The sequence below is a fragment of the Sphingomonas sp. genome (assembly GCF_051962185.1).
Lineage (GTDB): Bacteria > Pseudomonadota > Alphaproteobacteria > Sphingomonadales > Sphingomonadaceae > Sphingomonas.
In genome coordinates this window covers 1-9,654 of record NZ_JBQCCN010000046.1, presented here as the reverse complement: position 1 = coordinate 9,654, position 9,654 = coordinate 1, and the positions used below count along the sequence as shown (strand labels likewise).

Genomic DNA, 9,654 nt, shown 5'->3' with positions numbered 1-9,654 from the left:
GCGATGACCCCGCCCCAGGGCGACGCCCGCACCCCGCGCGCTGCGGTGTCGATGGCCTCCTATCGCTTCGACGACATCCTGTACGAGAACGATCGCATCGCCCACCGCATCTACGGCCATGCGCTCGAGGCGGACGAGCCGCCGTCATCCTCGGGAATCGACGCCTGGGGCAAGAACGTGCGCTGGCCGTTCATGGAGCGCCAACTCCACACCGGTGACCAGCATCGCTATCATGGCGAGGGGCTCGATTTCTACGATGTCGGGACGACGCGCGGCGATGGCGGGCTCGGCATCTGGTACGACAACAAGCTCTGGGTCTCGCGCAATTATCGGGGCTATCGCATCCTCAAGAACGGCCCCGACGTCGCGAAATTCGAAGTGACCTATGCGCCCTGGCCGGTCGACGTCGTGCGCAATGTTCGCGAGACGCGGCAATTCGCACTGCCGATGGGGAGCAATTTCACGCGCATGGTCTCGACCCTGTCGTCGGACAAGCGCGGCGAGCTGATCGTCGGGATCGGCATCGCCAAGCACCCGACCTCGCGCACCGCCGACGGAACGATCGTCACCGACCGCAAGACCGGCCGGATGACCTGGTGGGGGCCGGAGGATCCGGTCAAGGGCGCGATGGGCATCGCGGTGATGGTCGATCCCGCGTCGATCGTCGAATTCCGCCAGGATTACGACAATTACCTCGTCCTGGTCCGCGTCACGCCGGGCAAGCCGTTCGTCTATTACGAGGGGGCGGCGTGGAGCAAAGGCCTGGATTTCCACAGCAAGGCGGCCTGGCAGGCCTACGTCGATGCGCAGAAGCCGGATTTCGATCCGCGGCGGTGAGGGGGGCGGCTTCCCGTCTCACCCTTCGAACTTGGCTGCATTGACGGACCAGCACTAGCCAAAACTCCGTCGTCATCCCGGCCTTGTGCCGGGATCGACCGTGCCTCACTCCCGGCCCGTTGATCCTCTTTTCCCGGACGGGCTTCCCGGTGGACCCCGGCACAAGGCCGGGGTGACGACGGTGGGTAGCGCGCCGTAAGGATTCACAACCCGACGCCGGCGAGCGGGCTTAGCGCATCGCCGCGAACAAGTTGGCCCAAGCCTCCGGCCCCCGCTTGCTCTGCGCGGCGAGGGCCTCGCTCAGCCCCGCATAACGCGGGTCGAGCAGGCTCGCGACCCGGTAGAGGTCGAGCGCGGCCCCCGGCTTCCACAAATGCGGGGCATATTCCTCCTGCCCCGCGCCGGCGCGGTCGCGGTCGAACTGGATCTTGGAATGGACGAATTCCATGTGGGTCTTGGTCCCCTCGGCATAGGGTACCAGCCAGTCGAGCGACCTCGGCAGGCTGGCACCGCTCGGCGCGGCCCAATGATACCAATCCTCGCCATGTACCTTGGCGGTCAGCGCCGCCATCGCCAGCGGCTCGAGGTCGTAGGTCACATAATGCAGCGCGTCGCGTTCCTCGAAATCGAAGGTCGAACCGTCGGGACGCAGATTGGCCGCGACCTGCTCGCGATAAGCGGCGCGGGCGCGCGCGATCAATTTCGCGTCAGCAGTGCGGAACGCCGCCATGGTCGCGAGCTTGACGCGGTGGCTCTGCCAATTGGTCACGCCATGCGTCGGACCGGCATCCATCGCGTCGAGATAGCCGACCGCCATCCGCCGCCAGAAAGCGTCGAGCCGGTCGCGCATGTCCTTCGGCAAGTCTGCCTCGACCAGATCGCAGGCCATCGCCATGCGGTCGAACCCGGTCTCGTCGATCGGATTGAACGACGGCTGATAGATGCGCGCCCAATCGCCGAGATAGCGCCCGGCCTGGTCGCGAAACGCGCGGTCGCCGGTCAGCCGCCACGCCATCGCGAGATCGAGCATGATCGGCTGATCCGCCTTGGCCTTCAGGCTGATCTCGCGAATGCCCTTGCCGGGGAGGGTGCCTTCGGTGTGGAGCTTGGGGATCGCGCCGGGCCGGCGTGCCAAAGCGGCGCGAGCGCGGGCGATCACCGCCCTGGCGACCGCGTCATCCTGCTTGCCGGCGGCGAAGCGCGGCCCGAGCAACGCATAGTCCGCGGCCGTCGCCGGCGAGGCGAGCAGCAAGGCGGGAAGGAGCAGCAGCGCGCGCATGGTCGTCCTCGTCAGGCGGATGGAGCGGCGACCGGCGGCGCGACCGAGGCGCGGCGGACCAGGGTCGAGGGAAAATGCGACGGCTCGCCGGCCGCCGCGCCAAGATCGTCCGCCGCCGCGATCAGCTTGAGCGTCGCGGCGCGCGCCATCGACGCGATCGGCCAACGCACCGTGGTCAGCGGCGGCCACAGATGCTCGGCGATCGGCGCGCCGTCGAACCCGATCACCGAGAGGTCGCGCGGCACGTCGAGCCCGCGCCGCCAAGCGGCATGGATCACCCCCGCCGCCATCTCGTCGTTGCAAGCGAACACCGCGGTCGGCGGGACGGCGAGGCCGAGCAATTCCTCGCCCGCGCGCACGCCCGAGTCGAACAGATAATCGCCGCCCGTCACCATCTCGAGATAGAGCGGCAGCCCGGCGGCGCGCAGCGCGTCCTCGAACCCGGCGCGGCGCTCGATCGCCGACTGGAAGCCGCTGGGGCCGGCGATCAGCCCGATGCGGCGATGGCCCTGCGCGATCAGATGCGCGGTCGCCTCGCGCACGCCTTCGCGGTCGTTCGACGCGACGCTGCGCTCGGGCGTGTCGAGCAGGGTCGACCCCATCCGCACGTAACGGCAGCCGAGAGCGGCGCAGACTTGCGCCACCGCGTCATTCTCGCTGAGTGGCGGCATCAGCATCACCCCGAACAGGCGCTGGCGCTCGATGAAGTCGCGCAGATCGTCGAGCAAGGTCGGCGAGGCGCGGTCGAGCGGGCGCACAACCATCTCGAAATCGGTGTCGCGCAGCGCTTCGAGCATGCCGTGCTGGACGTTCATCACGGTCTGCGCATTGGGATTGCCATGGACCAGCCCGATCAGGAAGTTCTGCCCGCGGGCGAGCGCGCGCGCCTGCGGATTGGGCTTGTAGCCGAGCTCGGCGATCACTCCCTCGACGTGGCGGCGGGTCTCGACATTGAGCCGCGGCGAACGGTTGATGACGCGGCTGACGGTCTTCTTCGACACGCCGGCGATCCGCGCGACGTCGTTGATCGTCAGGCTGGCGCGCGCCTTCGCCTCGGCCGGCGCGATCCGCGTGGCGGCGGTCACCAGTTCCACATCGTGCCGTCTTCGAGACGGTTCACCGGAAGGTAGGCGGGCTTGTATTCGTACTGGGCCGCCAGCGCCTCGTCGAGATCGACGCCGAGCCCCGGCGCGTCGCCGGGATGCATCAGCCCGCGATCGAAGCTGTACGCATGCGGGAACACCGTGTCGGTCTCTTCGGTGTGGCGCATATATTCCTGCACGCCGAAATTGGGTACCGACAGGCCGAAATGGAGCGCGGCCGCCATGCACACCGGCGACAGGTCGGTGGCGCCGTGGCAACCGGTGCGGACATTGTGCAGGTCGGCGAAGCTCGCGATCCGACGCAGATGGGTGATGCCGCCGGCATGGACCACGGTCGCGCGGATATAGTCGATGAGCTGCTCCTCGATCAGCTGCTTGGCGTCCCAAATCGAGTTGAACACTTCGCCGACGGCGAGCGGCGTCGTGGTATGCTGGCGGATCAGGCGGAAATTGGCCTGGTTGTCGGCGGCGACCGCATCCTCGAGCCAGAACGGGCGGTAGGGTTCGAGGTCCTTGCCGAGCCGCGCCGCCTCGATCGGAGTCAGGCGGTGATGCGCATCGTGGAGCAGATGGACGTCCCAGCCCAGCGCCTCGCGTGCCCGCCGGAACAGCTCGGGGACGGTGCGCAGGTATTTCTCGGTCGACCAGATATTCTCGGTCGGCAAGGCGGCGTCGGCCGGCTCGTAGAAATAGCGGTCCTTCGACACGCCATAGGTCGAGGACAGACCGGGCACGCCCGATTGCAGCCGGATCGCGCGATAGCCCTCCGCCTGATAGACCAGGGCCGCTTCGATCGTCTTGTCGATATCGGCGCCATTGGCATGGCCATAGACCATGCAGCCGCCGCGGCTGGCGCCGCCGAGCAATTGATAGAGCGGCAGCCCGGCGACCTTGGCCTTGATGTCCCAGAGCGCGGTATCGACCGCGGCGATCGCCGCCATCGTCACCGGTCCGCGCCGCCAATAGGCGCCGCGATAGAGGAATTGCCAGATATCCTCGATCGTGTGCGCGTCGCGGCCGATCAGCAACGGGATGACATGGTCGGTCAGATAGCTCGCGACCGCCAGCTCGCGACCGTTGAGCGTGGCGTCGCCCAGGCCGTGCACGCCGTCGCTCGTCTCGATCTTCAAGGTGACGAAGTTCCGCCCCGGACAGGTGACGACGACCTTCGCACTCGTAATCTTCAGCATCCGATATCCCTTCCCGGCAAAGCTGTCATACAACTTCGATGGGGGTAATTTCCATAGGCTTGAAACGAAAAGGGTGGCCGCCGGGGGCATCGGCCACCCCTTTTTTCCGGGCGCCGTCAGAACGACGCGCGCAATGTGGCTTGATAGGTCCGGCCGTCATAGTCGATCCGGCGCGGCAGCATCGGATCGGATTCATATTCAGACCGCGTCGCGTTGGTCAGGTTGAACGCATCGACCGACAGCGAGATGCTCTTGGTGATGTTGAGCGTCGCCGAGGCGTCGAGCTGGCTGCGCGCCTTCACGCTGCGAGCGTCGCCGACGAAGCTGTTGCCCGCCGCCAGGTCGTATTTGCCGCGCCAGTTGTAGACCAGGCGGATGCCGAACAATTTGGTCTCGTAATAGCCGATCACGTTGACGTTGTTCTTCGACACGCTGGGCAGGGTGATCTTGGCGCCGCTGGGGTCGGTGCCGGAAATGGTCGTGTACGAATAATTGGCGCCGCCCCCGAAATTCTTCAGGAAGCCGGGCAGGAAGTCGAAATTCTGCTGGATCGAGACTTCGATCCCGCGGACCCGGATCGGCGACTGGTTGGTGGTGCCCGACGCCAGCACGACAGCCGTTTCCTGGGCGCCGGCCGGGTTGGTGAAGGTCCGTACGGTTCGGCAATTCGGTCCCACGACCTGCAACGGTCCCAGGCCGTAGTCGACGCCGTTGAAGCGGCCGTCGGCCGGGCACAGCACGTTGCGGTCGGTGATCGGGCCGATATAGCCCTTGATGTCCTTCTGATAGGCGGCGATCGCGATGATGCCGCCGGGGCGATTGTACCATTCCAGCGACAGATCGTAGGAATTGGCGGAATAGGGTTTGAGCGACGGCGCGCCGATCGACACTGTATAAGACGGCGATGCGGTGGGCGTCGGCGATGGCGGGATAGGCGCGACCGGTTCCTGGACGAAGGTGATCGGGCTGGTGTCGCGGGGCTGCGGCCGGACATAGGTTTTGTAATAGGCGCCGCGCAGCATCAGCTTGCTGGTGAATTCGGCCGCGAACATCGCCGACGGCAGCCAATAGTCGTATTTCTGGTTGAACGTCCGCGTCAGCAGCCGGTGGTTGATCGGCAGCGGCGCGTTGGAGTTGGTCGAGCTGCAATTGTCGCAGTCGAGCGCGTTGACCTGATTCTTCGTATTCTCGTAGCGCAGGCCGGCATTGCCGCGCACCCGCACGCCGCCCAGCCTGAAGTCGAAATTGGCCATGCCATAGACCGACCAGATCTTGTTCTCGTTGTTGAAATTGTTGTTGTAGTAATTCGGGTCCCAATAATTGTTCACCAGCCCATAAGGCGTCAGGAACACGCCGAGTGACGGGTCGAACGCGAATTGCGCCGGCAGGCCGTTGGGATTGCTGGACGAACGCGGGGCGGTATTGACCGGCGTGATCGTCGCCAACAGCTGATTGATGTCGAGCGTCCGCCAGTTGGCGCTGTATCCGGGCGCGTTTCCGCCGAAAAAGTCGCTGGCATAGGGCAGTGGTTGCGACATGGCGGGAGTGATGGCGCCGGTATTGGCGCCCAGGGCGGTGTTGCGCGACCCGGTGGAGATGTAATTGCGCCGCTCGTAGCGGAAGCCCGCCTGCAGGCTGGTCAGGATCGGCACGCCATCGAACTTGCGTTCCAGGTCGATCTGGAAGGCGTCGAGCTGATTTTCGCTCGAGCCGTTGGTGCCGGTCGCGCCGAACCGGTCGCCGAGCGTCCCCGCGGCCGCGCCCGGTAGCTGCGCGCCGGCCTGGGTCGCGGCGTTCGCGGGGGGCGGCAGGGGATAGCCGCCGGTTGGAATATGCGATGCGTTCGGCGTGTTGAGGACCGCCGTATAGCCCGACAGATCGGTGCCGCCGGTGTAGACGGAGGTGGTGATCCCGTTGAGCCCGGCCGCGCCCAGATTGCGGTAGGGGTTCTGCACGATGTCGAGCTCGATCTGGTTGGAAACGACTTTCGCCCGCGAATAGGTGCCCTGCACGTTCACCCGCCAGCTATCGTCGTCGAACTCGATATTGGGCGTGATCGCCCAGGTGCGTTGCTTGCCGGGTTCCGAACGGATCGAGTCGAACGTGTTGATATTCTCCGCCGAGAAGCTGTTGATATAGGCGCGCTGCCCGCTCGGCGATTGCGCCAGGTAGGGCGTGCCCAGCGCGGTGATATGGGCGACCGCCGACGTCGCCGAGAGCGCGGTATTGCTGTTGTTGCCGGCGCCCGCGTCGATGTAGCGGAGGAAGTTCAACGACTTGTCCAGATTGCGCTGGGTATAGAAGCCGGTCGCGCCGATCTTCAGCGTCGAGGTCGGCTTCCATTCGAAGCCGGTCGCCCCGGTGAAGAGGTTGCCTGCATTGTAGCGGACCAGCTGCCGCGTCTGGCTGGGATAATAGACGCCGCCGGGATATTGCGCGATCAGCGCGTCATAGACCGGGTTCGAGCCGGGCGTCTTCTGGTTGCCGACCTGGATCGAGCCCAGCTTGTTGTTCCAGCTGTTGACGGTGATCGAATCGCGCCGGAACTTCTCCTGCTTGTAGGCGAAGACGCCGAACACCGCGAAATTGTCGCTCAGGTGACCGTTGTAGCCGACGGTGAAGGACGGCGTGGCGAACTTGCCGAGATCGTCATATTCGTACGACGCCTTGACGAAGCCGCCGTTCTTGCGCGTCAGCGCCGGGGCGATGCGCAGGTCGATATTGCCCGACAGGCCGCCGGCCAGGTCGGCCGCGGTGGGCGACTTGATCACGGTGATCGAGGTGAAGATGTCCGAATTGAAGGCGCCGAGCGGGGTCGAGCCGTTGAGCACCGGATCGGCGAAACCCGCGCCGTTCAGCGTCGTGCGGGCGAAGGTGCCGGGCAGACCGCGAAGGCTGATCGTCGCGGCGCGGCCATCCGCCTCGCGGTTGATCTGGATGCCGGGAATGCGCTGGATCGCCTCTCCGACATTGAGGTCGGGAAAGCGGCCGAGACCGTCGGACGAAATCGAGTCGGTGATCTGGGCGGCGTCGCGCTTGGTCCTCAGCGCATCGGCATAGGATTGGCGAAAGCCGGTGACGACGATGTCGCCCTTCGCCCCTTCGTCCTCCTGCGGCGCGGCGGTGTCGGGTGCCGCCGTCGCCTGATCGCCGCCGGGCGGGGTCGATGTTTGCTGCGCCCAGGCCGGTGCGGTGACGAGCAGGGCGCAAATGGCGGTGCCGGTACGCAATGCGATCTTGGTCATGATCCTCCCCATGTTTTTCGCCCGGTGCCGTGCCGCGTTGGAATGGGCGTCTTGCTACCGGTGTCAGGTTCCAATCATCGCCGAGCGCCCCGCGCTGTCAACAAAAATCGGCAAAGTTGTATTACATCTTTTCACAAGTCGCGACGAAAATGGCAATTTTTTATTGCCCGGCGATGGCCGTCTCGACCGCGCCACGAGCCGTGGCCCGGCGTCAGGAGGCGCTTTCGTCGAAACCGCGTCTTCCGCGATTGTGGTCCACAATTGCATATAATATAACGATATTTCGTAATTTTTTGGCGACCATTGCGACGGCGCCCCGTCGCGCTGCTCCGTCGTTCGAGAAGCGAGCGGCGCACTGGCCAGATTGAAAATGGCGCTCGGGTTGACATACAACTTTGGCGGATTATCGTTATTGACACCGGTAGCCAAAGACTCCGGGTCGTTTAGGGAGAGACAGCGATCATGCTGCTGAGCGCGCCGATGCTTGTGGTGGCCGCCGCCGACGCGCGCGCCACGCTGCCGCGTCCGGCCGACATTCTGGCCCAGGCCCGGCGCGTCGCCGACTGGCAGATCGCGCACCGCGACGGCCTCGACCGCGTCATCACCGACCGGCCCAGTCTGCGCAATCCGCGCGACTGGCAACAGGCGACCTTCTGGGTGGCTATGACCGAGCTCGCCGATCGCGACCCGCGCTACCGATCGACGCTGCTCGATCTCGGCCGCGCGCAGCAATGGCGGCTGGGCGATCGTCCTTTCCATGCCGACGACCAATTGATCGGCCAGGTCTGGTTGTGGGCGGCGCGGCATGGCGCGGGCCCGGCGACGCTGAAGCCGATGCGCGCTTATTACGACAATCTGCTGGCCAATCGCCCGGCGGGCGGGCTGGCCTTCGTTCCCAACCCAGCTGGAGGCGATCCGCCCTGTACGACGCGTTGGTGCTGGTGCGACGCCCTGTTCATGGCGCCGGCGACGATGATCCGGCTGTCGCGCGCGACCGGCGATCCGCGGTACGCGCGGCTGGCGCATGAGGATTATGCCGCGACCAAGGCCTATCTGTTCGATCCCGCCGAGCATCTGTTCTTCCGCGACAGCCGCTTCATCGACCGGCGCGACGACCATGGCCGCAAATTGTTCTGGAGCCGCGGCAACGGCTGGGTGATGGCCGGGCTGATCCGTATCATCGACTCGCTCGACCGCCGCGACCCGGTGCGGGCGCGCTACGTCGCCTTGTTCCGCGAGATGGCGGCGCGCGTCGTCACCTTGCAGCGGCCCAACGGCTATTGGGCGCCCTCCTTGCTCGAAGGCGACGGCCCCGGCGTCCCGCCCGAGACCAGCGGGACCGGCTTCTTCGTCTATGCGCTGGCGCGCGGCGTCGACCTCGGCCTGCTCGACCGCGACACCTATCTGGCCGCGGCGCTGCGCGGCTGGGCGGCGCTGGGCCGTGCGGTCCAGCCCGACGGCATGATCGGTTGGGTGCAGCAAGTCAGCGACCGGCCCGACGCGGTCGCGCGTACCGACACCCAATTCTACGGCGCCGGAGCGTTCGTGCTCGCCGGCACCGCGCTCTACGACCTCGCGCGGCGGCGGCCCGCGCGATGAGAAGGCGGATGATCCTGGCGGTCGCGACGCTCGCGCTGGTCGGCAACAGGCCGACGGTCGCGCCATCGACCGCGCCCGAGCGCGGCCCGTATTACGCCACGGTCGCGCCGATGGACGAGACGGTCGAGCATCGCATCATGCCCCAGGTCGACGCCTTGCTCGACCGGCTGCTCAGGGAGCGCCGCGCGATGGAACTGGGCGGCGTCAGGGTGTTCGACAGCGGCGACAAGTTCCTGCCCGGCAAGATCGCCGCGATGATGGCCTATCGCGTGCTCGAGCTGAAACCGGGCGACCCGAGGCTCGCCGAGCGGCTGACCGAATTCGCCGATATCGCCGACCTCACGGTCGACGATCCCAACGACAGCTGGGGCATCTATTATTACACCTCGGCGCTCCACCAA

The 9,654-nt window shown here is 66.1% G+C and carries 6 protein-coding genes and 1 pseudogene; 3 read left to right on the top strand and 4 right to left on the bottom strand.

What is annotated here, in order from left to right:
- The coding region (locus ACTHJR_RS02900; protein WP_440521570.1) for a DUF4861 family protein at positions 1 to 837 on the top strand (837 nt) is incomplete at its 5' end.
- A 229-nt stretch (positions 838 to 1,066) separates the two neighbouring features.
- On the opposite strand, the gene ACTHJR_RS02895 is transcribed toward ACTHJR_RS02900, so the two are convergent.
- The 4 genes from ACTHJR_RS02895 to ACTHJR_RS02880 form a co-directional block, all read right to left on the bottom strand.
- A complete protein-coding gene (locus tag ACTHJR_RS02895; protein WP_440521569.1) occupies positions 1,067 to 2,116 on the bottom strand; it encodes an alginate lyase family protein in 1,050 nt (349 codons plus the stop codon).
- An 11-nt stretch (positions 2,117 to 2,127) separates the two neighbouring features.
- Positions 2,128 to 3,204 (bottom strand): LacI family DNA-binding transcriptional regulator, encoded by a 1,077-nt coding sequence (locus tag ACTHJR_RS02890; protein ID WP_440521571.1) that lies wholly within the window; start codon positions 3,202 to 3,204, stop codon positions 2,128 to 2,130.
- Entirely contained in the window at positions 3,198 to 4,409 is a 1,212-nt protein-coding gene (gene manD / locus ACTHJR_RS02885) for a D-mannonate dehydratase ManD (protein WP_440521568.1), read from the bottom strand. The genes ACTHJR_RS02890 and manD overlap by 7 nt, the downstream gene beginning before the upstream one ends.
- A gap of 116 nt (positions 4,410 to 4,525) precedes the next feature.
- The gene (locus tag ACTHJR_RS02880) at positions 4,526 to 7,654 is read right to left on the bottom strand and encodes a TonB-dependent receptor (protein ID WP_440521567.1); all 3,129 of its coding nucleotides are present in this window, start codon (positions 7,652 to 7,654) and stop codon (positions 4,526 to 4,528) included.
- A gap of 462 nt (positions 7,655 to 8,116) precedes the next feature.
- Here ACTHJR_RS02880 and ACTHJR_RS02875 point away from each other — a divergent pair, with 462 nt between their 5' ends.
- A complete protein-coding gene (locus ACTHJR_RS02875) occupies positions 8,117 to 9,253 on the top strand; it encodes a glycoside hydrolase family 88/105 protein (protein ID WP_440521566.1) in 1,137 nt (378 codons plus the stop codon).
- An 8-nt stretch (positions 9,254 to 9,261) separates the two neighbouring features.
- Positions 9,262 to 9,654 (top strand): annotated as a pseudogene (locus ACTHJR_RS02870) (hypothetical protein); the annotation flags it as partial.